Raw genomic sequence first — 21,538 nt, 5'->3', positions numbered from 1 at the left:
CATGTCCAAGGACGACGTCATCCAGATGCAAGGGGAGGTCATCGAAAACCTTCCCAACGCAACGTTCCGCGTCAAGCTGGAAAATGGCCACATGGTATTGGGCCACATTTCGGGCAAGATGCGTATGCACTACATCCGGATCCTTCCGGGTGACAAGGTCACAGTGGAGCTCACGCCCTATGACTTGTCGCGCGCCAGGATTGTTTTCCGCTCCAAGTAGGTAGCGGCCGGTCAAGAACCAGGAGATCACCATGAAGGTAATGGCATCGGTAAAGCGGATCTGCCGCAACTGCAAAATCATCAAACGTCACGGCGTGGTGCGCGTCATCTGCACCGACCCGCGTCACAAGCAACGCCAAGGCTAAGGCCGGGCATCACGGAATTCACGAGGAACAGTCATGGCCCGTATTGCTGGCATCAATATTCCGCCGCACCAACACGCCGAGATCGGTCTGACGGCCATCTTTGGCATCGGCCGCACCCGCGCCCGCAAGATCTGCGAAGCGACCGGCATCGAATACTCGAAGAAGATCAAGGATCTGACCGACGAGGAACTGGAAAAGATCCGTGAACAGATCAACGGCTACACGATCGAAGGCGACCTGCGCCGCGAAGTGCAGCTGTCGATCAAGCGCCTGATCGACCTGGGCACGTACCGTGGCATGCGCCACAAGCGTGGCCTGCCGGTGCGCGGCCAGCGCACCCGCACCAACGCGCGCACCCGCAAGGGTCCGCGTCGTGCCGCGGCGTCCCTGAAGAAATAACCTGAGGAAAGAACATGGCGAAAGCTCAGAGCGGTGCCTCGCGCGTCCGCAAGAAAGTCAAGAAGAACGTGTCCGACGGGATCGCCCACGTGCACGCGTCCTTCAACAACACCATCATCACGATCACCGATCGCCAGGGCAATGCGCTGTCGTGGGCGACGTCCGGCGGCGCCGGCTTCAAGGGCTCGCGCAAGTCGACGCCTTTCGCCGCCCAGGTGGCCGCCGAGTCCGCCGGCCGCGTGGCCCAGGAATATGGCATCAAGACGCTGGAAGTTCGCATCAAGGGCCCCGGCCCTGGCCGCGAATCCTCGGTGCGTGCCCTGAATGCCCTGGGGATCAAGATCTCCAGCATTTCGGACATCACGCCGGTGCCGCACAACGGCTGCCGTCCGCCCAAGCGTCGTCGTATCTAAGGGGAACATCTTGGCTCGTTACACTGGACCCAAATGCAAGCTTTCGCGTCGCGAAGGCACCGATCTGTTCCTGAAGAGCGCCCGCCGTTCGCTGGACTCCAAGTGCAAGCTCGAATCCAAGCCCGGCCAGCACGGCCGCATCTCGGGTTCGCGCACGTCGGATTTCGGCCTGCAGCTGCGTGAAAAGCAAAAGCTCAAGCGCATGTACGGCGTGCTGGAAAAGCAGTTCCGCAAGTACTTCGCCGAGGCCGAGCGCCGCCGCGGCAACACCGGCGAAACGCTGATCCAGTTGCTCGAATCGCGCCTGGACAACGTCGTCTATCGCATGGGCTTCGGCTCCACCCGCGCCGAAGCGCGCCAGCTGGTGAACCACCGCGCCATCGAGCTGAACGGCCATACCGCCGACATCGCCTCGATGCTGGTCAAGGCCGGCGACGTGGTCGCCGTGCGTGAAAAGGCGAAGAGCCAGAGCCGCATCAAGGAATCCCTGGAACTGGCGACCGGCAACGGCCTGCCCCAGTGGGTCGAAGTCGACGCCGCCAAGCTGTCGGGCGTGTTCAAGCAGGCCCCGGATCGCCAGGATGTCGCCCACGACGTTAACGAATCCATGGTCGTGGAACTGTATTCCCGCTGATCGCGCGCGATCGGCGGCATGCGCCGCCCGCCGTCCTTCGGGGCGGCGGTTGCCGGAACCGGCCTTCGGGCCGGGGCGTCCGGCGGTTTTCCTGGAAGGGACATGCGTCCCTTCCTTCTTGTTTTCCGTCAGCCTTATCGGTGTAACGAGCCGAGGGTATTGAAAAGGAACATCCATGTCCGCACAAGGTTTTCTGAAGCCCCGCACCATCTCCGTCGAAACCCTGGGCGCGCATCACGCCAAGGTCGTGATGGAGCCCTTCGAGCGCGGGTACGGCCACACGCTGGGCAACGCCCTGCGCCGCATCCTGCTGTCTTCCATGGCGGGCTACGCGCCCACCGAGGTCCAGATCAGCGGGGTCGTGCACGAATATTCCACGATCGCCGGTGTGCGCGAAGACGTGGTCGACATCCTCCTGAACCTCAAGGGTGTGGTGTTCAAGCTCCACAATCGCGATGAAGTCACGCTGCAACTGAACAAGCAAGGTCCCGGGGAAGTCCGCGCCCGCGACATCGAGTTGCCGCACGACGTCGAGATCATCAACCCGGATCACCTGATCGCCACCCTGACGGACAACGGCCGCCTGGAAATGCAGGTCAAGGTCGAGCAGGGCCGCGGCTATGTGCCGGGCAACGTGCGCGCCCTGGTGGACGACCGTTCGGCCACCATCGGCCAGATCGTGCTGGATGCTTCCTTCAGCCCCGTGCGCCGCGTCAGCTACGCCGTGGAAAACGCCCGTGTCGAGCAGCGCACCGACCTGGACAAGCTGGTGCTGGACGTGCAGACCAACGGCGTCATCAGCCCGGAAGAAGCCGTGCGCCAGTCGGCCCGCATCCTGATGGACCAGATTTCCGTGTTCGTGTCGCTGGCCGACAAGGATGCCGGCCAGTTGACCACCAGCATGCCGGTGGGCGGCCAGTCGGCCCCGATCGATCCGGTGCTGCTGCGCCCGGTCGACGACCTGGAACTGACGGTGCGTTCGGCCAACTGCCTGAAGGCCGAGAACATCTACTACATCGGCGATCTGATCCAGCGCACGGAAAACGAGCTGCTCAAGACCCCGAACCTGGGTCGCAAGTCGCTCAACGAGATCAAGGAAGTCCTGGCCGCACGCGGCCTGACCCTGGGCATGAAGCTCGAAAACTGGCCGCCCGTCGGCCTCGAGCGCCCCTGATCGCAGTACCGGCATGGGACGGGGCTTGTGTTCCGTCCCATGCTAAAATCGCGCGTTTGCTCAAATTTGGGGCGGACGCTGTCAACCCACCCGGGCCGCGCCTTGTGCGATAGAAGATCCGGGTTTCAGATTCAATAAGGAAATCATCATGCGTCATCGTAGCGGTCTTCGCAAACTGAACCGTACCAGCAGCCATCGTCTCGCCATGTTCCGCAACATGGCGGTGTCCCTGCTGACCCACGAAGCGATCAAGACCACGTTGCCCAAGGCCAAGGAACTGCGCCGCGTGGTCGAACCCCTGATCACCCTGGGCAAGAACCCCACGCTGGCCAACCGCCGCCTGGCCTTCGCCCGTCTGCGCGATCGCGACGTCGTCACCAAGCTGTTCAACGACATCGGCCCGCGCTTCGCCGCCCGTAACGGCGGTTACACCCGCGTGCTGAAGATGGGTTTCCGCCAGGGCGACAATGCGCCCATGGCCTACATGGAACTGGTGGACCGTCCGGAAGCCGAAACGCCCGCCGGCGAATAAGCGCTCCGCCCGCCGCCTTTCAGGCGGCACGCGATGCCACGAAACGGACCCCCAGGGGTCCGTTTTTTCGTCAGGCCGTACCCGGACAAGGCGGGGCCAGCCGAAAGCGCGGCGCGAGGGCGCCTTTTGTTCTGGGTCATGATGTTCCGGGGTTTGCCCGGGTACAATGCAAAAATAATCACCTTGCTCGAAAATCATGACGGATCAGACACTTGGCGGGGACGCCACGCCGGTCGTGCGCCAGGCAGGCGCGCCTACCGACACCGTCGTGGTGCTCACCACGGCGCCCGACGAACTCCTGGCCAAGCGCATCGCGCATTTGCTGGTCGAGGAATCGTTGGCGGCTTGCGCGCAGGTGGGTCCGACCATCGTGTCCATGTACCTGTGGCAAGGCGAACTCGAAGGCACGGACGAGGTCCAGCTCGCCTTCAAGACCACGGCGGACGCGCTGCCCGCCCTGCATGCGCGCTTGCGCGAACTCCATCCCTACGAGATCCCCGAATTCCTGGTGCTGGGTGTGCCGGCGGGCAGTCGCGATTATCTGGACTGGGTCGCCCAGGCCACCCGCCCAGCCGTCCAGGGCGCCACCCGTGACGCCTGACGGAAAGCATCCGTCGCTGTCCCCGAGGAATTCCTCCATGTTGCATCCGCTGGCCTTTTTCCGATGGCCGTTGTCTGGCTCGTCCACGGCCGGGCGCGCGCCTTTGCGCCGTCTGGCGGCCTTGACGGGCATTCTGCTGCTGACGCTGTGCGGTCTGCTGGCCACGGGCGCGGCCCGGGCGGCGGATGATTTCCTGGATCCGGAAGCGGCCTTCGCCGAATCGGCGGCCATGGTCGACCCCTTGACTCTGGACATGCACTGGCGGATCGCGCCGGGTTATTACATGTACCAGGACCGTTTCGAGGTGCGCATCGAGGATGCCCGAGGCGGATTGCTGCTGTTCCGGCGATCGGACCTGACACCGGCCGATGCCGAGAGCCGGACGCCGGCCTGGGCGGACGCCTTGAGGCTGCCGCGCGGGCGGATCAAGTACGACCCCACGTTCGAGAAGGACATGGAGGTCTTCCACGGCGGCGTGACGCTGAGGGCGGCGCTGCGGCCCGGCGCCGTGGGGCCTTTGCGGGTCTCCGTCACCGGCCAGGGTTGCGCCGACGAGGGCTTGTGCTACCCGCCCATGACGAAGACCTTCACCCTGCAGGCCGATGGCAATGGCTATCGGGCGGTCGGCGAGCAGGTCCGTGACCAAGTGCCGCCGCCTCGGGACGAGACGCCTGCCGCCGTTTCCGCCGGCCAGGCCCCCGCTGCCGGCCTGTCGGCAGCGCTGCGCGGCGGCGCCGGATCCGGGGTCGCACCCGCAGGCGAGTCCGCGTCTTCATCGGCGCCCGTGCCCGTCAGCGCGGACGGCGGATCCTTGCTCGATCTGGGCGATGTCGGCATGGCGGCCTGGCTGCACCAGGCGCCGCTGTGGCAGATCCTGGCGCTGAGCCTGGCGCTGGGTGCCCTGCTGTCGCTGACGCCTTGCGTGCTGCCCATGGTGCCCATCCTCCTGGCCGTGATTTCCGGCGGCGGGGGCGCGGTCGGACGGGGGCGCGGCCTGGGGCTGGCGGCCGTCTATGTACTGGGCATGTCCCTGGTGTATACCGCGCTGGGCGTGGCGGCCGGCCTGCTGGGCGCGGGCCTGGCGGCCTGGCTGCAGTCGCCCTGGGTGCTGGGCACGTTTGCCGTGCTGCTGGCGCTGTTCGCGCTGGCGATGCTGGATGTCTTCACCCTGCAGGCCCCGGTGGGCCTGCAGTCGGCGATGCAGGCGCGTCTGCAGCGCCTGCCGGGCGGCCGCGCGGGCGGCGTGTTCGTGATGGGCCTGTTGTCCGCGCTGATCGTCGGCCCGTGCGTGGCCGCGCCGTTGGCCGGCGTGCTCCTGTTCATCTCCCAGACCGGTGATGTGGTGGTGGGTGGCGCCGCCCTGTTCGCCCTGGCCTGGGGCGAGGGCCTGCTGCTGCTGGCCGTGGGCGCCGGGGCTGGCGCCCTGATGCCGCGCGCCGGCGCCTGGATGACCCCTCTGAAGACCGGCTTCGGTCTGCTGCTGCTGGCCACCGCCTGGTGGATGGCCCGGCCGCTCCTGGCCGACGGGCTTTACGTCACCGGCTGGATCGTGCTGGCATTCTGGGCCGCCCTGGTGACCTGGTCGGCCGCCGCACAGGGCAAGGGCAAGGGCGAGGCCGGGCCGCTGCGGCTGCTGACGCGCGCCCTGGCCCTGATGCTGGCGCTGTGGGGGCTGGCCCAGGGCGCCGGGCTGCTGGCGGGTGGGCACGACATGCTGCGCCCCCTGGCGCCGTTTACCGCCGGTACGGGGGGCGTCGGATCGGCTGCCGTAGCGTCCGCCGATCCCGCCGCCATTCGCGCCCGCTTCACGCGCGTGACCTCCCTGGCTGATCTGGATGCCCGGCTGGCGGCCGCCGACCGGCCCGTGATGCTGGATTTCTATGCCGACTGGTGCGTGTCCTGCCTGGAGATGGAGAAATTCACCTTCAGCGATCCCGCCGTGGCCGAACGGATGGGCCGGATGCTGCTGCTGCAGGCGGATGTGACGCGCATGACCGGCGAGGACCGCGCCCTGCTGGCGCGCTTCGGTCTGTTTGGTCCGCCGGGGATCCTGTTCTTCGAGGCCGGTGGGCGCATCATCCCCGAGGCCCGGGTGGTGGGGTTCAGCAAGGCGGATGATTTCCGCAGGGTACAGGACCGGGTGCTGCGATGAAGGGGGCATGGGACGTCCCCCCGTGGACTGTCCTATGCCTGGTGAGCCGGGCGGCATGCAAGCCGCTGCGTGGACAGCGGCATCAATCCCGTGTCAGGTCGTCGGCCGCCCGGACAGCGGCATCCGCTTCGTCCTCGGACACGGCCGGCTTGCGCTTTTCGATGGCGGCGGCGGCCAGGATGCCGATTTCGTACAGCAGGCACAGCGGCGCGGCCAGCAGGATCTGGCTGAGCACGTCGGGCGGCGTCACCACGGCGGCCAGGACGAAGGCGCCGACGACCACGTAGCCGCGCACCTCGCGCAGTTTCTTCACGGTGACGATGCCGGTCTTGACCAGCAGGATGACCGCGATCGGGACCTCGAAGGTCACGCCGAAGGCGATGAACATGGTCAGCACGAAATTGACGTAGGCCTCGATGTCCGGCGCGGGTGTGATGGATTGCGGCGCGAAGTGGGCGATGAAGCTGAAGACGGTGTGGAAGACCACGAAATAGCAGAACGCCATCCCCAGCAGGAACAGCAGGGTGCTGGAGACGATCAGAGGCAGCGCCAGGCGCTGTTCATGGCGGTACAGGCCGGGAGCGACGAAGGCCCAGGCCTGGTACAGGACCACCGGCAGGGCCAGCACGAAAGCCGCCAGCAGGGTGACCTTGATCGGCACCATGAAGGGTGTGATGACACCGGTGGCGATCATGCGTGTGCCCTGGGGCAGCGAGGCCAGCATGGGCTGGGCCAGGAAGTCGTAGATCATCGACGGACCCGGGTAGATGAACAGCACCACGAAGATCCCCAGCACGGCCAGCACGGCGCGCATCAGGCGCGTGCGCAGTTCGATCAGGTGGGAGATGAACGTGTCCTGGGACGAGTCGTCGGAAGCGTCTGTCATGCCGTGCGTCAATGGCTGGATTCGGTGGGGGCCGGCGCGGGCCGGGCAGCGGGCGCGGGATCCGGTTCAGGGACCTGGGCCGCGGCCGGTGCGCCGGCCGCATCGGTCCGGGGCGCTTCGGGCGCGGCGCCAGGCAGTGGATCCAGTGCCTGGCGGGCCTGGTCCAGGGTGTCCTTGATCGCCTGCGAGGGCTGGGTGACGGCGTTCTTCAGGTCATCCACCGACGAGGTCATGGAAGACTGTACGGAACGGGCGGCGTCTTCCATCTGGTGCTTGATGTCGCCGATTTCCTTCAGGTCCATTTCCTTCTGGATGTCGGATTTGACCTCGTTGACGTAACGCTGGGCGCGGCCGAGCAGATGCCCGACCGTGCGGGCGACCTTGGGCAGGCGTTCGGGACCGATGACGATCAGCGCAATGACGCCGATCAGCATCAGTTCGCTGAAGCTGACATCGAACATGGTGGATCCGGTGTGCGGCGGTGGGGATCAGGCGTCGGTTTTTTCGCGAGCCTGGACGTCCACGGTGTCGGGATCCTGGGTCTGCTGGGTGACCGCCGGTTTGGCCGGGGGGTCTTCCTGGGCGTCTTTCATGCCCTTTTTGAAGCCCTTGACGGCGCCGCCGAGGTCTTCGCCCATGTTGCGCAATTTTTTCGTGCCGAAAATCAGGGCCACGATGACCAGGACGATCAGCCAGTGCCAGATGCTGAAGCTACCCATGAGAACTCCTTAGGCGGCGGGAGCCGCGCGGTTTGACCAGGGGCGTGCGCCCCCCAGGATGTGGAAATGCAGGTGATCGATTTCCTGGCCGCCCTCGGTGCCGGTATTGGACACCAGGCGGAACCCGCCGGCGGGCAACGGGTTGCAGCCGTTGGCGAAGGCGATTTCCGGCGCCAGGCGCAGCATGCGGGCCAGCCAGTCTCCATCGGCGGGACCGATTTCGGCCAGAGAAGCCAGGTGATGTTTCGGAATCAGCAGCAGATGCACGGGCGCCGCCGGATTGATGTCGTGGAATGCGAGGAATTCGTCGTCTTCGTGGACAATGCGGGCGGGGATTTCGTGCCGGGCGATTTTACAGAACAGGCAATCGTGGCTCATGGGGATCTGCGAGGCAGGGCCGGACATCGACCCGATCAATCTCGTATGTTGCCACATTTTCAGGAGGGGCGGTTTGATTGGGAGCAGGCGGAGGCGCCGTCTGCGGGTATGTCCCGACCTAGTCTTTCGGGCGGGACGCCTTTTCCTCGAGTCCGGACAAGCCTTCGCGGCGGGCCAGTTCGGCCAGTACGTCTTCGGGGCGCAGGTCGAAGTGCGTCAGGGCGACCATGCAGTGGAACCACAGGTCGGCCGTCTCGGCGACAACCCGGTCGCGGGCGCCGTCCTTGGCGGCCATGACGAGTTCGGTGGCTTCCTCGCCGATTTTCTTCAGGAAGGCGTCCGGGCCGCGCGCCAGCAGCTTGGCGGTGTAGGACGTCTGCGGGTCGCCGCCGCGGTCGGGGCGGCGTGTCGCCAGGGTGTCGGCCAGACGGGCCAGGGTGTCGGCGGTGGAGGGCGTGGTCATGTGGAGGAATTCGTGATCGAGTGGGGCTGGATTCGGCCGGCCCGGCGGGTGCGCTCAGTGGCCGTGCGGGTCCGGGCGGCCATAGATGGATGCGGGATCCTTCAGCACTGGATCCTGGTCGACCCAGGCCGGCTGGGCGCCGCTCAGGTCCAGGCCGCGATAAAAGCATCGTTCGCGCCCGGTGTGGCAGGCGATGCCGCCGACCTGGGTGATCCTCAGCAGCAGCACATCCCCGTCGCAGTCCAGACGGATGTCGTGGACCTGCTGGACGTGACCGGATTCCTCGCCCTTGCGCCACAGACGGGCGCGCGAGCGCGAGAAGTACACGGCGCGCCCGGTGCGCACGGTTTCGCGAACGGCCTCGGCGTTCATCCAGGCCATCATCAGGACGGTGCCGGTCCGGGCGTCCTGGGCGATGGCGGGAATCAGGCCCTGGTCGTCGAAGCGCAGGGCCGCTATCCAGTCTTCGGAGGCGCCGGGAGCGGGTCGTGTCGGCGTGCTCATGCGGCGGCCTGAATGGGCGTGGCCTGTCGTACCGGAATGCCCCGGGCGGCCAGGTAGGCCTTGGCCTCGGCCAGAGTGTGCTGGCCGAAGTGGAAGATGCTGGCGGCCAGCACGGCGCTGGCGTGACCCAGGGTGACGCCGTCGGCCAGATGTTGCAGGGTGCCTACGCCGCCCGAGGCGATGACCGGCACCGGCACGGCGTCCGAGACCGCGCGGGTCAGGTCCAGATCGAAGCCGGATTTGGTGCCGTCGCGGTCCATGCTGGTGAGCAGCAGTTCGCCGGCGCCCAGGTCGGCCATGCGGCGCGCCCATTGCACCGCGTCGAGCCCGGTGGCGCGCCGGCCTCCGTGGGTGAAAATTTCCCAGCGCGGGGCCTCGTCCGCGCCGGATACGCGGCGGGCGTCGAGCGCCACGACGATGCATTGCGACCCGTGGTGGCGGGCGGCCTCGGCCACCAGTTCGGGGCGGGCGACGGCGGCGCTGTTGATCGAGACCTTGTCCGCCCCGGCGTCCAGCAGGCGCTGCACGTCGGACACCTGGCGCACGCCGCCGCCGACCGTCAGGGGGATGAAGACCTGGCGCGCCACCGCTTCGATGATGGGCAGGATCAGGCCGCGGTCATCGGACGTGGCCGTGATGTCCAGGAAGGTGATTTCGTCGGCGCCCTGTTCGTCGTAGCGGCGGGCGATCTCGACCGGATCGCCGGCATCGGTCAGGTTGACGAAGTTCACGCCCTTGACCACCCGGCCGGCGTTGACGTCCAGGCAGGGGATGATGCGGCGGCACAGGCCCGAGCGGGCCTGGCCGGCCGGGGTGCCGGTCGGGATCATGCGCCGGCGTCCTCGCCGTCGGCGTCCGGTGCGCCGGTCATTTCGTCGGCGAGGCGTTGGGCGGCGGCGAAATCCAGCGTGCCCTCGTACAGACTGCGACCCAGGATGGCGCCGTCGACGCCTTCGTGGGCCACGTCGCACAGGGCGCGGATGTCGTCGAGCGAGGCGACGCCGCCCGAGGCGATGACGGGGATGCGCACATGCTGCGCCAGGCGCACGGTGGCCTCGACGTTGACGCCCGAGAGCATGCCGTCGCGGCCGATATCGGTGTAGATGATCGATTCGCAGCCGTAGTCTTCGAATTTGCGGGCCAGGTCCAGCACGTCGTGGCGGGTCAGTTTCGACCAGCCGTCGGTGGCGACCTTGCCGTCGCGCGCGTCCAGGCCGACGATGATGTGGCCTGGGAAGGCCGAGCAGGCGTCGCTGAGGAAGCCGGGATCCCTGACCGCGGCCGTGCCGATGATGACGTAGGAGATGCCGTTGTCCAGGTAGTACTCGACCGTGTCCAGGTCGCGGATGCCCCCGCCGATCTGTACGGGGATGGCTTCGTCGACGGTGTCCACGATGGCCTGGATGGCGGCGCGGTTGCGCGGCTTTCCGGCCACGGCGCCGTTCAGGTCCACCAGGTGCAGGCGGCGCGCGCCCTGGGCGGCCCATTGGGCGGCCATGGCGGCGGGGTCTTCGGAAAACACGGTGGCCTTGTCCAGGTCGCCCTGGCGCAGGCGCACGCAATGCCCGTCTTTGAGGTCGATGGCGGGGATGAGCAGCATGGTCGTCGTGGTCGGTGCGGAAAGGATGCGGTGGCGGGTGCCGGGCGGTTTCAGGGCTGCCAGCGCGTGAAGTTGCGGTACATCCGCAGCCCGGGGGCTGCGCTCTTTTCTGGGTGGAACTGTACGGCAAAAATATTGCCGTCCGCAATGGCGCAGCAGAATGGCAGGCCGTGGGTGCTGACGCCGACCGTCAACGCCGGGTCGGCGGGGTCGGCGTAGTAGCTGTGGACGAAGTAGAACGGCGTGTCCTGGGCGATGCCTTCCCAGAGCGGGTGGTCGCGGGTCTGGGTGACCGCGTTCCAGCCCATGTGAGGGACTTTCAGCCGTTCGCCGCCGTCGGCGGCGTGATCGAAGGCCGGCCCCTGGAAGCGGCGCACGCGGCCGGCGAACAGGCCCAGGCCGGGGGTGTCGCCCTCGTCGCTGGCCTCGAACAGCATCTGTTCGCCCACGCACACGCCCAGCAGCGGCTTTTCGCGCGCGGCGCGCAGCACCGCGTCGCGCAGTCCGGACGTGTCCAGCGTGCGCATGCAGTCGGGCATGGCGCCCTGGCCCGGGAACACGACGCGGTCGGCGGCGAGGATTTCGTCGGCGTCCCTGGCGATGTGGATGTCGTGGTCGGGGGCGGCGGCTTGCAGGGCGCGGGCGACGGAATGAAAATTGCCCATGCCGTAGTCGACGATGGCGATGCGGGTCACGATGCGGGGATCCTGGAGCGGTCTGCGGTGTGGGTCACAGCGAGCCCTTGGTCGAGGGGATGGCCCCCCCGGCGCGCGGGTCGACCTCGGTGGCCATGCGCAGCGCGCGGCCGAAGGCCTTGAAGATGGTTTCGCATTGGTGATGGGCGTTTTCACCGCGCAGATTGTCGATGTGCACGGTCGCCTGGGCGTGGTTGACGAAGCCCTGGAAGAATTCGCGCGCCAGATCGACGTCGAAGGTGCCGATGCGCGCCCGGCTGTAGTCCACATGGTAGAACAGGCCGGGACGGCCGGACAGGTCCACCACCACGCGCGACAGGGCCTCGTCCAGCGGCACGTAGGCGTGGCCGTAGCGGCGCAGGCCGGCCTTGTCGCCCGCCGCGGCGGCGAACGCCTGGCCCAGGGTGATGCCGACGTCCTCTACGCTGTGGTGGTCGTCGATGTGGGTGTCGCCGTCGCAGCGGACATCCAGGTCGAACAGGCCGTGGCGGGCGATCTGGTCCAGCATGTGATCCAGGAAGGGCACGCCGGTGTTCAGCGTGCGCGTGCCGGTGCCGTCCAGATTGATGCTGACGCGGATGCGGGTTTCCTGGGTGTTGCGTTCGATGGTGGCGGTGCGCATGGCGATGGGCGGGTCGTTCGGGTGGGAGCCGCGCGGCCTGGCGGGGCCGCGCGGGCGGAGATCAGTGCGTGTCCAGGCGCATCGAGGCGCTGGCGGCGTGGGCATGCAGCCCTTCGCCCGTGGCCAGGGTGGCGGCGACCCGGCCCAGGGTCTGGGCGCCGGCGCGCGAGACCTGGATCAGGCTGCTGCGTTTCTGGAAATCATACACGCCCAGCGGCGAAGAGAAGCGCGCCGTGCGCGCCGTGGGCAGGACGTGGTTCGGTCCGGCGCAGTAGTCGCCCAGGGATTCGGAGCTGTAGGCCCCCAGGAAGATGGCGCCGGCGTGGCGGATCCGGGGCAGCAGTGCCCGGGGGTCTTGGACCGAGAGTTCGAGGTGTTCAGGCGCGATGTGGTTGACGATGTCGCAGGCCTGCTCCAGGCTGTCGGTACGGATCAGGGCGCCCCGGTTGGCCAGGCTGACGCGCAGGATGCCGGCGCGCGGCTGCGCCGGCAGCAGGCGCTCGATGGCGGCCTGGACCGCGTCCAGGTAGTCGCCGTCGGGGCACAGCAGGATGGCCTGGGCAAGCTCGTCGTGCTCGGCCTGGGAGAACAGGTCGATGGCCAGCCAGTCGGCTGGCGTGGAGCCGTCGGCCACGATCAGGATCTCGGACGGGCCGGCAATCATGTCGATGCCCACCGTGCCGAACACGCGGCGCTTGGCCGCTGCGACGTAGGCGTTGCCCGGGCCGACGATCTTGTCCACCGCAGGCAGCGTGCGCGTGCCGTAGGCCAGGCCGCCCACGGCCTGGGCCCCGCCAATGGCGAACACACGGTCCGCGCCGCCCAGGGCGGCGGCGGCCAGCACCATGGGGTTGCGCACGCCGCCGGGCGTGGGCGTGACCATGATCAGTTCGGGCACGCCCGCGACCTTGGCCGGGATGGCGTTCATCAGTACCGAGGACGGGTAGGCGGCTTTGCCGCCCGGCACGTACAGGCCGACGCGGTCCAGCGGGGTGACCTGCTGGCCCAGCATCGTGCCGTCGGGCTCGGTGTAGGTCCAGGTTTCGGCGCGCTGGTGCTCGTGGTAGCGACGCACGCGGTCGGCGGCGGCCTCCAGCGCCGCGCGCTGTTCGGCGGGCAGGTCGTCCAGTGCCGCCAGCCAGTCGGCGCGGGGGATTTCCAGCTCGTCCAGCCGGTCGGCCCGGACATGGTCGAAGCGCGCCGTGTAGTCCAGGATCGCCGCGTCGCCGCGCGCCCGCACATCGTGCAGGATGTCGCGCACGGCGGTTTCGATGGCCTCGTCCTGGGAGGCGTCGAAGGCCAGGAGCCGGGCCAGGGCCGCGTCGAAATCGGGGGAACGGGCGTCCAGGCGGTGGATCAGGGGCATGGCGGAAACCGGTGTGTGAAGTGGTCTATCTTACTGTGTCGCGCCCTGCCGTGTGGCGGCGCGGTCGAAAGCGGCCAGGAAGGGTCGCAGGCGTTCGCCCTTCATCTTGAGCGCGGCCTGGTTGACGATCAGGCGCGAGGAGATCTGGCGGATTTCCTCGACCTCGATCAGGCGGTTGGCGCGCAGCGTGCCGCCCGAGGACACCAGGTCGACGATGGCGTCGGCCAGGCCCACCAGCGGAGCCAGTTCCATCGAGCCGTAGAGCTTGATGATGTCCACGTGCACGCCCTTGGCGGCAAAATGTTCGCGCGCGGCGCGCACGTACTTGGTGGCGATGCGCAGGCGCGAGCCCTGGCGCACGGCCGCCTGGTAGTCGAAGTCCTCGGGGGCGGCCACGCACAGGCGGCAGCGGGCGATGTTCAGGTCGATGGGCTGGTACAGCCCGCCGGGGTGTTGCGCCATGTGCTCGTGCAGCACGTCTTTGCCGGCGATGCCGAAGTCGGCCGCGCCATACTGGACGTAGGTGGGCACGTCCGAGGCGCGCACGATGATGATGCGCAATTCGTCCGAGTCCGTGGGCAGGATCAGCTTGCGCGAGGATTCGGGATTTTCCGGCACGCCCACGCCGGCCGCGGCCAGCAGCGGCAGGGTCTCTTCGAAGATGCGTCCCTTGGACAGGGCCAGGGTCAGGGGTGATTGAGCCATGTCGCCTTTATTGGATGCGTTGGATGTCCGCGCCCAGCGCCTGGAGCTTGTGTTCCATGCGTTCGTAGCCGCGGTCCAGGTGGTAGATGCGTTCCACCGTGGTCTGGCCGCTGGCCGCCAGGCCGGCGATCACCAGGCTGGCCGAGGCGCGCAGGTCGGTGGCCATGACGGTGGCCCCCAGCAGCTGCCCGACGCCCTGGACCACGGCGGTGTGGCCGTCGATCTCGATGTCGGCGCCCATGCGGTGCAGTTCTTGCACGTGCATGTAGCGGTTCTCGAAGATGTTCTCGGTGATGACGGCGGTGCCCTCGGCCAGAGTGTTCAGGGCCATCAGCTGGGCCTGCATGTCGGTTGGAAAGCCCGGGTATTCGCTGGTGCGGAAACCCGTGGCGCGGGGCCGGCCGGCCATGCGGGCGCGGATCCAGTCCGGACCGGTGGCGATGTCCAGCCCGGCGTCGCGCAGCTTGTCCAGCACCGCGCCCATCGTCTCGGGCGCCGCGTGGCGCAGGGTGATGTCGCCGCCCGTGGCCGCCACGGCGCACAGGAAGGTCCCGGCCTCGATGCGGTCGGGCACGATGCGGTGGGTGGCGCCGTGCAGGCGCGGCACGCCCTCGATGACGATGCGGTCGGTGCCGTGGCCCTCGATGTGGGCACCCATGGCGATCAGCACTTTGGCCAGGTCGACGACTTCGGGCTCGCAGGCGGCGTTTTCCAGCACGGTGCGGCCTTCGGCCAGGGCGGCGGCCATCATCAGGTTTTCCGTGCCGGTCACGGTGACCATGTCCGTCAGGATGCTGGCGCCGCGCAGGCGGTCGGCCTCGGCCACGACGAAGCCGTGGTCGATGTGGATGCGCGCGCCCATGGCCGCCAGGCCCTTGATGTGCTGGTCCACCGGCCGCTGGCCGATGGCGCAGCCGCCCGGCAGGCTGACCCGGGCCCGGCCGAAACGCGCCACCAGCGGCCCCAGCACCAGGATGGACGCCCGCATGGTCTTGACCAGTTCGTAAGGGGCTTCCTGGCTCGACACCTGGTCCGCCTGAAGGGTGACGCGGGCCTCGTCCCCGCGTGCCGCGCGCACGCCCATGCGCTGCAGCAGGGTCAGGGTGGTGCCGATGTCGCGCAGGGCCGGGACGTTGTCCAGCTCCAGCGGGTCGGCGGTCAGCAGCGATGCGCAGAGGATCGGCAAGGCGGCGTTCTTGGCCCCCGAAATGGAGACCTCGCCGCGCAGCGGGCGGCCACCCTGGATCAGCAGTTTATCCATTGCGTTGGGCGGTCTCGTATTCGGCAGGCGTCAGGGTGCGCATCGACAGGGCGTGGATTTCCGCGCGCATGCGCTCGCCCAGGGCCTGGTAGACCGCCTGGTGGCGGGCCAGCGTGCGCTTGCCCTCGAAGAGGGTGCTGACGATCAGGGCTTCGAAGTGGGCGCCGTCTCCCTGGACTTCGAGGTGTTCGCAAGGCAGGTTGTCGGCGATGTACTGGCGGACGTGTTCGGGCGTGGGAGACATGGGTCAGCTCCGTAATTTGTAGCCGCGCGCCAGCAGGCGCAGGGCGAACAGGCTCAGGGCCACGGCGACGGCCAGCACGATGGCCAGGCCGCGCCAGGGGGAAACGTCGGACGCCGCGAAGAATCCGTAGCGGAAGCCGTCGATCATGTAGAACACCGGGTTCCAGTGAGAGACTTCCTGCCAGAAGGGCGGCAGGCTGTGAATGGAATAGAACACGCCCGACAGGAACGTGGCGGGCATGATCAGGAAGTTCTGGAAGGCAGCCAACTGGTCGAATTTTTCAGACCACAGGCCGGCGATCAGGCCCAGAACGCCCAGGATCCAGCACGAGAGCACCGCGAAGGCCAGCAGCCAAAACGGCGCCGTGACCGGCAGGCGCACGAAGAACAGCGCCACCAGCCAGACACAGGCGCCCACGGCCAGACCGCGAGCGACCGCCGCCAGGATGTAGGCGGCGAAGATCTGGCGGTGGGAAAACGGTGGCAGCAGCACGAAGATCAGGTTGCCGGTGATGCGGCTCTGGATCAATGACGAGGACGGATTCGCGAAGCTGTTCTGCAGCATGCTCATCATCATCAGTCCGGGGATCAGGAAAGCGGTGTAGGAGATCGCATCGTATACCCGCACGCGGTCCTCCAGCACGTGCGAGAAGATCAGCAGGTACAGCAGCGCCGTCACCACCGGGGCGGCGATGGTCTGCAGGCCGACCTTCCAGAAACGCATCAGTTCCTTGTGCAACAGGGTCGGAAAGCCCGAGCCCATTTCGGGGCGGGCCTGGGTGACGGGGCGGATCACAGTTCGGCCTCCAGCACGGAATCATCGTGCATGATGCGCACGAAGGCGTCTTCCAGATCGGCGCCGCCGACCCGCGCCATCAGCGCCTGGGTGGTGTCCAGCGCCACGATTTGACCGGATTTCAGCATCGCCACCCGGCCGCACAGGGCTTCGGCTTCTTCCAGGTAGTGGGTGGTCAGCAGGATCGTGTGCCCGGCCTGGTTCAGGCGCGTGATGAAGTCCCACAGCGTGCGGCGCAGGTCCACATCCACGCCGGCGGTGGGCTCGTCCAGGATGATCACGGGCGGGCGGTGCACCAGGGCCTGCGCCACCAGCACGCGGCGTTTCATGCCGCCCGACAGTTCGCGCATGTTGGACTCGGCCTTGTCGAGCAGGCCCAGGTTGTCCAGGATCTCGTCGATCCAGTCGTCATTGTGCCGCAGGCCGAAATACCCGGATTGCAGCCGCAGGGTCTCGCGCACGGTGAAGAAGGGGTCGTAGACGATTTCCTGGGGCACCACGCCCAGGGACTGGCGTGCGCGGCGGAAATCGTCCACCACGTCGTGGCCGCAGACGCGGGCGCTGCCCCGGGTGGCGCGGGACAGTCCGGCCAGGATGGAGATCAGCGAGGTCTTGCCCGCCCCGTTGGGACCCAGCAGGCCGAAGAATTCGCCATGCTCGACCGTCAGGCTGACGTCGCGCAGGGCCTGGAAGCCCGCGGACGCGGGGCGGCCGCTCAGGCGGTCGCGCCAGGACCGCTGGCGCGGGGCGTAGACTTTGGAAACGTTTTGCAGGTCGAGGGCGGGCATGGGCAGGCAATGCGCCTCTGAATGGGCGCCATCGGACATTATAAGCGGTCTGGGGATGCGGCCCGTGCGTGGGCGTGAAGGGCGGGGCAATCGCATGAGGCGCCGTCTGACTGATGGCGCGGTCCCGGGAGCGGCGTGTGAGGCAGGGCCGCCCTGTTCGGCGGTCCTCCCTGCGGTCGGACTGCCCGGCCCTTCCTCGTACAGCCGGGCGGCGGGCGAACTCGCCGCTGCGCGGCTCAGACACCCCCGCCGACTGCCCCCGGCTTCCCTTCGGAAGCCGCCGGCGCCTCACGCGGTTGCCCTGCCTCACACGCCGCTCCCGGGACCGGGTGTGCGACCACCGCGCGCGCAGCGTGAAGTTACTTCTTCGTGTTCAGCGCCGCGATCAGTCCGTCGATCCCGCTGCGGTTGATCTCGGAGGCGAACTGGTTGCGGTAATTCTGGATCAGCCAGATTCCTTCCACGTTCAGGTCGTAGACCTTCCAGCCTTCGGCCGTCTGTTCCAGCCGGTAGTCCACCCCGATCGGGGAACTGTTCGGCTGCGAGATCGTCGTGCGCACCACTGCGTCTTGCGCCTTCGGGTCGCCCCTGAACGGCAGCAGCGAAATCTGGGTGCCGGACGTCACGCGCGTGAATGCCCCGCTGTAGGTGCGGATGAGCGTGCCGGTGAATGCCTGCACCAGGGCGTCTTTCTGGGCCGCCGAGGCCTGGCGCCAGTAACGGCCCGCCGCCAGGCGCGTCGTCTTGCTCATGTCCACGTACGGCATCGCGTAGCGGCGCACCAGGTCCGCAATGTGGGCGGGATCGCCTTGCAGCGCCTTGGGGTCGGCCTTTACGGCGTCCAGCATGTTGTTGGCCACGGCTTCGAGGAAGTCGTTCGGCGCGGCCTTGGGGTCGGCCGTGCGCTCCGCCGCGCCCGCGGATGCGGACAGGAGCAGGGCCGCGCCCAGCAGGCATGGACCGATGGCTCGGCGCAGGATGCGCGGGAAAGAAGGAAAACTCATGATCATCTCCGTGTGGCGCCCGTCCGCGCGGCGGCGGGCGGGTTCAGTTCGCGGGTGCCGCCTCGGGGTCGTCGTAGACCGGCAGGCTCTGGCCGCCTGGAGCGTCCTTGCGGTTCAGGTCGTCCGCGGTGGAGGCGCGGATGCTCTTCTGGCGGCTGTCCAGCATGGCTTTGCGGCGCTGCAGGTAGGCATCGCGGATGAAGCTGTACCTGTCGAGCGCGATCTGGTCCACCAGACGGTCGGCTTCCAGCAGGTTGGCGCGGGTGTCCACGATGTACAGGCCCAGGATGGAGTTGCGCACCGGGACGTTGTCGATGGCGAAAACTGCGGCGGTCGGCGTGGCCGGCGCCGTCAGCGTGACGGCGGTGCCGACCCCGTCGCGGACCGTGCTGGGGCCCAGGAAGGGCAGGACGAAGTACGGCCCCTGGCCAAAGCCCCAGACGCCCAGCGTCATGCCGAAGTCGTTGGGAATTTTGCGCGCCCCGTGCATCGAGGCGACGTCGATGCAGCCGCCCAGGCCCGCCGTGCTGTTGAACAGCACGCGGCCGAACGTGTCCACAAAGTCGCGGCCACGGCCTTGAAGCAGGCTGTTGATGCCCGACCAGACGTCGCCCAGGTTGCTGAAGACGTTGTGGATACAGGTGCGCACCGGGCGCGGGGTGACGGTCTCGTAGCCTGTGGCGATGGGCTTGAGCACGGCGCGGTCCACCGTGTCGTTGAAACGGTACATGCCCCGGTTATAGGATTCCCAGGGGTCGTTGGGCGAGGGATGCGGCACCTGCGCGCAGCCGGCCATCAGGGCGGCGGCCGCCAGGGCCAGTCCGGTGCGGGCCGTGAGGCGACGGGAACGCGGCGCGGCCGGCGTCGGGGCGGTGGAATTCATGTGGTGTGTCTCGTGCGGTCGGTGCCGGGCGGCGTCGAAGTGTCGCATATTGTAAGGGAGGCCGGTCAATGGCCGGCGGCCTGGGCGGCGGCGCCCCCCGCGTCCGGCCCCGCTTTCGTGCCTTCTTTTTCGGCCGAACTGTAGAGGAATTTGCTGATGAGGTCTTCCAGCACGACAGCCGACTGCGTGAATTCGATCGTGCCGCCGTCGGCCAGGTTCTTGTCGTCCCCTCCCGGCGTCAGGCCGACGTATTGTTCGCCCAGCAGGCCCGAGGTCAGGATCGAGGCCGAGGTATCCTTCGGGAATGCGTAGGGCTGTTCCAGATCCAGTGCGACCGTCGCCTGGAATCGCTGGTTGTCGAAGCCGATGGCGGCGACCCGCCCGACCACCACGCCGCTGCTTTTCACCGGCGCGCGGATCTTCAGGCCGCCGACGTTGTCGAAATGCGCCTGCACCCGGTATGTGGGGGTGAAGGAAAAGGAGCTCATGTTGCCGGCGCGCAGCGCCAGGAATGCCAGGGCGACCAGGCCCAGCATGATGAACAGGCCTACCCAGAAATCGGTTTTTTCGCGTGTCATGAATTCGTTCCGCAGGTTTCGGTTGGCGAACAGGCCCTAGTGGGCGAACATCAGCGCCGTCAGCAGGAAATCCAGCCCCAGCACCGCCAGGGCGCCGCTGACCACGGTGCGGGTGGTGGCGCGCGAGACGCCTTCGGGGGTGGCGCGCGCCGTCCAGCCCTGATGCAGGGCGATCAAGGTCACGACGACGCCGAAGACCAGGCTCTTGATCACGCCGTTGAGCACGTCGTCGATCACGTCCACGCCGCCTTGCATCTGCGACCAGAACGCGCCCGGGTCGATGCCGATCAGCACCACCCCCACGAACCAGCCGCCCAGGACGCCGACCATGGAAAAGACCGCCGCCAGGACCGGCATGGCGATCACCCCGCCCCAGAAGCGCGGCGCCAGGACGCGGCGGATCGGGTCCACGGCCATGACCTCCATGGCCGCGAGTTGTTCGCCGGCCTTCATCAGGCCGATTTCCGCCGTCAGTGACGTGCCGGCGCGCCCGGCGAACAGCAGCGCCGTCACCACAGGGCCCAGTTCGCGCGTCAGCGACAGGGCCACCAGCAGGCCCAGGGCTTCTTCCGAGCCGTAGCGGTTCAGCGTGTAATAGCCTTGCAGACCCAGCACGAATCCCACGAACAGGCCCGAGACCCCGATGATCAGCAGGGAATGGTTGCCGATGAAGTGGACCTGCTGGGCCGTCAGGCGCGGGCGGCGCAGCACCACGCCGCTGCGCGCCAGGATGGCGCCGAACAGGCGGGCGAAGGCGCCCAGGCCGGTGATCATGGAGACGAAACCATGACCCAGCGCGGCGATGCGTTGCGAGAGCGCGCTCATTGGGTGATCTCGGCGTTCATGCGGCCCTCCGGGCGGCCAGCCAGCGCTCGAAGGCCGGCGTCAGGGGGTAGTGGAAGCCGATCGGACCATCGGGCCGGCCCTGCAGGAACTGCTGCAGGTACTCGTCCTGCGAGGCGGAGAGTTCTTTTGGCGTGCCATGGGCCATCAGCCGGCCTTGGCCGATCAGGTAGACCTGGTCCACGATGGAGAAGGATTCCGCCACGTCGTGCGTGATGAGGATCGATGCGCAGCCCAGCTGGTCCGTCATCGTGCGGATCAATTGGGCCGTGATGCCCAGGGAAATCGGGTCCAGTCCGGCGAAGGGTTCGTCGTACAGGATCAGTTCCGGTTCCAGCACGATCGCCCGCGCCAGCGCCACGCGCCTGGCCATCCCTCCCGAGATCTCCGAGATCCGCAGATGCGCCGCGTGCCGCAGGCCCACCGCCTGGAGCTTGTCCAGCACCCGTTCCAGGATCTGCTGTTCGGAAATGTGGGTGTGTTCGCGCAGCGGGAACGCCACGTTCTCGAAGACGTTCAAATCGGTGAACAGCGCACCGGCCTGGAACAGCACACCCATCCGCTGGCGTACAGCCCGCAGCGGTTCGCCGTCCAGGCGGGCCATGTCCTCGCCGAACACGTGGATGCTGCCTTTCTGGGCCGCCAGTTGGCCGGTCACGGCCCTGAGCAGCGTCGTCTTGCCCGAGCCCGAGCCGCCCATCATGGCCACGACCTGGCCCGGCATGACCTGCAGGTCGATGCCGCGCAGCACGGTGAATTCACCGTAGCCGAGCGAAACGCCATCGAAGGTGACAAGGGGATCTGGGTCGGAATTCATTGGGATCGGATAACCGCATCGGACTAACATGGATTGTACCTGCACCCGCCGGGCCGGCTGAACGAATCCCGCCGCCCGGTCCCGCTGTGTCCCCGGCAGGGAACTTTTTGCGACATT

Annotated in this window: 30 protein-coding genes; 9 read left to right on the top strand and 21 right to left on the bottom strand. The window is 67.7% G+C overall.

Annotated features, from left to right (window positions below; genetic code table 11):
- Nucleotide 1: 1 nt before the first annotated feature.
- The 9 genes from infA (at nt 2) to dsbD (ending at nt 6,270) form a co-directional block, all read left to right on the top strand.
- Entirely contained in the window at nt 2–220 is a 219-nt protein-coding gene (infA, locus tag O4H32_RS01535; RefSeq protein ID WP_043678924.1) for a translation initiation factor IF-1, read from the top strand.
- Nucleotides 221–251: 31 nt separating this feature from the next.
- A complete protein-coding gene (gene rpmJ, locus O4H32_RS01530; RefSeq protein ID WP_003805360.1) occupies nt 252–365 on the top strand; it encodes a 50S ribosomal protein L36 in 114 nt (37 codons plus the stop codon).
- 33 nt (nt 366–398) lie between these two features.
- Entirely contained in the window at nt 399–764 is a 366-nt protein-coding gene (rpsM, locus tag O4H32_RS01525; protein ID WP_043678921.1) for a 30S ribosomal protein S13, read from the top strand.
- Nucleotides 765–778: 14 nt separating this feature from the next.
- The gene (gene rpsK, locus O4H32_RS01520) at nt 779–1,177 is read left to right on the top strand and encodes a 30S ribosomal protein S11 (protein ID WP_269356042.1); all 399 of its coding nucleotides are present in this window, start codon (nt 779–781) and stop codon (nt 1,175–1,177) included.
- A 10-nt stretch (nt 1,178–1,187) separates the two neighbouring features.
- Complete coding sequence (gene rpsD, locus O4H32_RS01515) at nt 1,188–1,811, top strand: 30S ribosomal protein S4 (protein ID WP_269356040.1); 624 nt, start codon at nt 1,188–1,190, stop codon at nt 1,809–1,811.
- A 175-nt stretch (nt 1,812–1,986) separates the two neighbouring features.
- A complete protein-coding gene (locus O4H32_RS01510; protein ID WP_269356038.1) occupies nt 1,987–2,985 on the top strand; it encodes a DNA-directed RNA polymerase subunit alpha in 999 nt (332 codons plus the stop codon).
- Nucleotides 2,986–3,133: 148 nt separating this feature from the next.
- Nucleotides 3,134–3,517, top strand: a complete 384-nt coding sequence (gene rplQ / locus O4H32_RS01505; RefSeq protein ID WP_269356036.1) for a 50S ribosomal protein L17 — start codon at nt 3,134–3,136, stop codon at nt 3,515–3,517.
- Nucleotides 3,518–3,713: 196 nt separating this feature from the next.
- The gene (gene cutA / locus O4H32_RS01500; RefSeq protein WP_269356034.1) at nt 3,714–4,118 is read left to right on the top strand and encodes a divalent-cation tolerance protein CutA; all 405 of its coding nucleotides are present in this window, start codon (nt 3,714–3,716) and stop codon (nt 4,116–4,118) included.
- A gap of 37 nt (nt 4,119–4,155) precedes the next feature.
- The gene (dsbD, locus tag O4H32_RS01495; protein WP_269356032.1) at nt 4,156–6,270 is read left to right on the top strand and encodes a protein-disulfide reductase DsbD; all 2,115 of its coding nucleotides are present in this window, start codon (nt 4,156–4,158) and stop codon (nt 6,268–6,270) included.
- An 82-nt stretch (nt 6,271–6,352) separates the two neighbouring features.
- Here dsbD and tatC read toward each other — a convergent pair whose 3' ends face one another.
- The 21 genes from tatC to O4H32_RS01390 all read right to left on the bottom strand — a co-directional run bounded on the left by tatC (nt 6,353) and on the right by O4H32_RS01390 (nt 21,421).
- Nucleotides 6,353–7,156 carry a twin-arginine translocase subunit TatC gene (gene tatC / locus O4H32_RS01490; protein ID WP_269356030.1) on the bottom strand — a complete coding sequence of 268 codons (804 nt, stop codon included), beginning with the start codon at nt 7,154–7,156 and terminating at the stop codon, nt 6,353–6,355.
- 8 nt (nt 7,157–7,164) lie between these two features.
- Complete coding sequence (gene tatB / locus O4H32_RS01485; RefSeq protein ID WP_269356028.1) at nt 7,165–7,617, bottom strand: Sec-independent protein translocase protein TatB; 453 nt, start codon at nt 7,615–7,617, stop codon at nt 7,165–7,167.
- 27 nt (nt 7,618–7,644) lie between these two features.
- Nucleotides 7,645–7,875 (bottom strand): Sec-independent protein translocase subunit TatA, encoded by a 231-nt coding sequence (gene tatA / locus O4H32_RS01480; protein WP_269356026.1) that lies wholly within the window; start codon nt 7,873–7,875, stop codon nt 7,645–7,647.
- A gap of 9 nt (nt 7,876–7,884) precedes the next feature.
- Entirely contained in the window at nt 7,885–8,253 is a 369-nt protein-coding gene (locus O4H32_RS01475) for a histidine triad nucleotide-binding protein (RefSeq protein ID WP_269356025.1), read from the bottom strand.
- A 118-nt stretch (nt 8,254–8,371) separates the two neighbouring features.
- Nucleotides 8,372–8,716 carry a phosphoribosyl-ATP diphosphatase gene (locus O4H32_RS01470; protein WP_269356024.1) on the bottom strand — a complete coding sequence of 115 codons (345 nt, stop codon included), beginning with the start codon at nt 8,714–8,716 and terminating at the stop codon, nt 8,372–8,374.
- A 54-nt stretch (nt 8,717–8,770) separates the two neighbouring features.
- A complete protein-coding gene (gene hisI / locus O4H32_RS01465; protein WP_269356023.1) occupies nt 8,771–9,220 on the bottom strand; it encodes a phosphoribosyl-AMP cyclohydrolase in 450 nt (149 codons plus the stop codon).
- On the bottom strand, nt 9,217–10,050 hold the full coding sequence (gene hisF, locus O4H32_RS01460; protein ID WP_269356021.1) for an imidazole glycerol phosphate synthase subunit HisF: 834 nt from the start codon (nt 10,048–10,050) through the stop codon (nt 9,217–9,219). The genes hisI and hisF overlap by 4 nt, the downstream gene beginning before the upstream one ends.
- Nucleotides 10,047–10,820, bottom strand: coding sequence for a 1-(5-phosphoribosyl)-5-[(5-phosphoribosylamino)methylideneamino]imidazole-4-carboxamide isomerase (gene hisA, locus O4H32_RS01455; protein ID WP_269356019.1), 774 nt, complete (start codon nt 10,818–10,820; stop codon nt 10,047–10,049). The genes hisF and hisA overlap by 4 nt, the downstream gene beginning before the upstream one ends.
- Nucleotides 10,821–10,870: 50 nt before the next feature.
- Entirely contained in the window at nt 10,871–11,515 is a 645-nt protein-coding gene (gene hisH, locus O4H32_RS01450) for an imidazole glycerol phosphate synthase subunit HisH (protein ID WP_269356017.1), read from the bottom strand.
- Nucleotides 11,516–11,549: 34 nt separating this feature from the next.
- Nucleotides 11,550–12,137, bottom strand: coding sequence for an imidazoleglycerol-phosphate dehydratase HisB (hisB, locus tag O4H32_RS01445; protein ID WP_269356015.1), 588 nt, complete (start codon nt 12,135–12,137; stop codon nt 11,550–11,552).
- A gap of 61 nt (nt 12,138–12,198) precedes the next feature.
- Nucleotides 12,199–13,503, bottom strand: coding sequence for a histidinol dehydrogenase (gene hisD, locus O4H32_RS01440; RefSeq protein ID WP_269356013.1), 1,305 nt, complete (start codon nt 13,501–13,503; stop codon nt 12,199–12,201).
- A gap of 30 nt (nt 13,504–13,533) precedes the next feature.
- Nucleotides 13,534–14,208, bottom strand: a complete 675-nt coding sequence (gene hisG / locus O4H32_RS01435; RefSeq protein WP_269356011.1) for an ATP phosphoribosyltransferase — start codon at nt 14,206–14,208, stop codon at nt 13,534–13,536.
- Between the two features lie 7 nt (nt 14,209–14,215).
- Nucleotides 14,216–15,469 carry a UDP-N-acetylglucosamine 1-carboxyvinyltransferase gene (murA, locus tag O4H32_RS01430; RefSeq protein WP_269356009.1) on the bottom strand — a complete coding sequence of 418 codons (1,254 nt, stop codon included), beginning with the start codon at nt 15,467–15,469 and terminating at the stop codon, nt 14,216–14,218.
- On the bottom strand, nt 15,462–15,713 hold the full coding sequence (locus O4H32_RS01425) for a BolA family protein (protein WP_269356008.1): 252 nt from the start codon (nt 15,711–15,713) through the stop codon (nt 15,462–15,464). The genes murA and O4H32_RS01425 overlap by 8 nt, the downstream gene beginning before the upstream one ends.
- 3 nt (nt 15,714–15,716) lie before the next feature.
- Nucleotides 15,717–16,475 (bottom strand): ABC transporter permease, encoded by a 759-nt coding sequence (locus O4H32_RS01420; RefSeq protein ID WP_269356941.1) that lies wholly within the window; start codon nt 16,473–16,475, stop codon nt 15,717–15,719.
- A gap of 29 nt (nt 16,476–16,504) precedes the next feature.
- Entirely contained in the window at nt 16,505–17,296 is a 792-nt protein-coding gene (locus tag O4H32_RS01415) for an ABC transporter ATP-binding protein (protein ID WP_269356006.1), read from the bottom strand.
- A gap of 359 nt (nt 17,297–17,655) precedes the next feature.
- Nucleotides 17,656–18,300 (bottom strand): MlaC/ttg2D family ABC transporter substrate-binding protein, encoded by a 645-nt coding sequence (locus tag O4H32_RS01410; RefSeq protein ID WP_269356004.1) that lies wholly within the window; start codon nt 18,298–18,300, stop codon nt 17,656–17,658.
- 43 nt (nt 18,301–18,343) lie between these two features.
- Nucleotides 18,344–19,183: an MlaA family lipoprotein gene (locus O4H32_RS01405; RefSeq protein ID WP_407932591.1), complete on the bottom strand. Its 840-nt coding sequence runs from the start codon at nt 19,181–19,183 to the stop codon at nt 18,344–18,346.
- Nucleotides 19,184–19,248: 65 nt separating this feature from the next.
- Entirely contained in the window at nt 19,249–19,761 is a 513-nt protein-coding gene (gene mlaD, locus O4H32_RS01400; protein ID WP_269356002.1) for an outer membrane lipid asymmetry maintenance protein MlaD, read from the bottom strand.
- A 36-nt stretch (nt 19,762–19,797) separates the two neighbouring features.
- Complete coding sequence (mlaE, locus tag O4H32_RS01395; protein ID WP_269356000.1) at nt 19,798–20,586, bottom strand: lipid asymmetry maintenance ABC transporter permease subunit MlaE; 789 nt, start codon at nt 20,584–20,586, stop codon at nt 19,798–19,800.
- A gap of 16 nt (nt 20,587–20,602) precedes the next feature.
- Nucleotides 20,603–21,421 (bottom strand): ABC transporter ATP-binding protein, encoded by an 819-nt coding sequence (locus O4H32_RS01390; RefSeq protein ID WP_269355998.1) that lies wholly within the window; start codon nt 21,419–21,421, stop codon nt 20,603–20,605.
- Nucleotides 21,422–21,538: the final 117 nt, after the last annotated feature.

It is taken from the genome of Castellaniella denitrificans (assembly GCF_027214045.1).
GTDB lineage: Bacteria > Pseudomonadota > Gammaproteobacteria > Burkholderiales > Burkholderiaceae_B > Castellaniella > Castellaniella denitrificans_A.
The sequence above is the reverse complement of the archived record's forward strand: the minus strand, read 5'-3'. Positions and strand labels throughout refer to the sequence as shown.